Raw genomic sequence first — 966 nt, 5'->3', positions numbered from 1 at the left:
CGCGCTCCAGCTGTTCAATCTCGCGCAGCACATCTTCCACCTGACGGCTGAGTTCGCGTTCGGCTTCCGCCGGACGATAGTGCACGTCCACCGGATAGGTGCGGCCAGACACTTCAATCACCGGGGCGCCGGCAAAGTGTCGAGCGAAGCGTTCGTGATCGATGGTGGCGGAGGTGATGATAACTTTCAGGTCTGGCCGCTTGGGTAGCAGTTGCCGAATATAGCCAAGCAGGAAATCGATATTCAGGCTGCGTTCGTGGGCTTCGTCGATAATCAGGGTGTCGTACTGGTCCAGAAATCGATCCGACTGGATTTCCGACAACAACATGCCGTCTGTCATCAGCTTGATCATGCAGTCTTCGCCGACGTGATCGGTGAAGCGCACCCGATAGCCAACCAGGTCGCCGACGGTGGAGCCGATTTCCTCGGCAATGCGGCTGGAGACGGCGCGGGCGGCAAGCCGGCGCGGCTGGGTGTGGCCGATCATGCCTTCTACGCCGCGACCGAGTTCAAGGCAGATTTTCGGCAGCTGGGTGGTTTTGCCGGAGCCGGTTTCGCCGGCCAGTACCACCACCTGATGGTCGCGGATGGCATTACGGATGGTGTCGAGTTGCTCCACCACCGGCAGGTTCGGCCAGCTGAGTTTTGGCTGTCTTGCCGCTTTGCGGGTACGGCGGGTGCTCGAGCGCGCTATATCAGCGGCGAGTTTTTCCAGGGCGTTGTCGTTGGGCTTTTGCTGCAGTTTTTCCAGACGGCGACGCAGGCGATAGCGATCGACGCGCAGGCAGTCGTTGAGTTGTTGTTTCAGTGTGGTGATCGAGTGTTCAGTCAAAATTTGTTTAGTCCAGAAACTGGTTTCGGTAAGAAGGTGTGGCAGTGTCGTCGTCGGCCCGAGGCAGTGTCAGGGCTGGCCGGGACACGCACAAGTACGTCCCTGTAGCTCATCTCAGCCATCCCTGGCTTCGA

General features: G+C 59.2%; 1 protein-coding gene. It reads right to left on the bottom strand.

The features are described 5' to 3' along the window. Positions 1-832 (bottom strand): DEAD/DEAH box helicase (locus tag J1C54_RS16345; RefSeq protein ID WP_229150033.1); only part of this gene is annotated, 832 nt, incomplete at its 3' end. Positions 833-966 lie beyond the last annotated feature (134 nt).

Origin of the sequence: Alcanivorax sp. 1008, assembly GCF_020667895.1 — a bacterium.
In the GTDB taxonomy this organism is placed as follows: domain Bacteria; phylum Pseudomonadota; class Gammaproteobacteria; order Pseudomonadales; family Alcanivoracaceae; genus PGZG01.
This window is presented reverse-complemented; position numbering and strand designations above follow the sequence as displayed.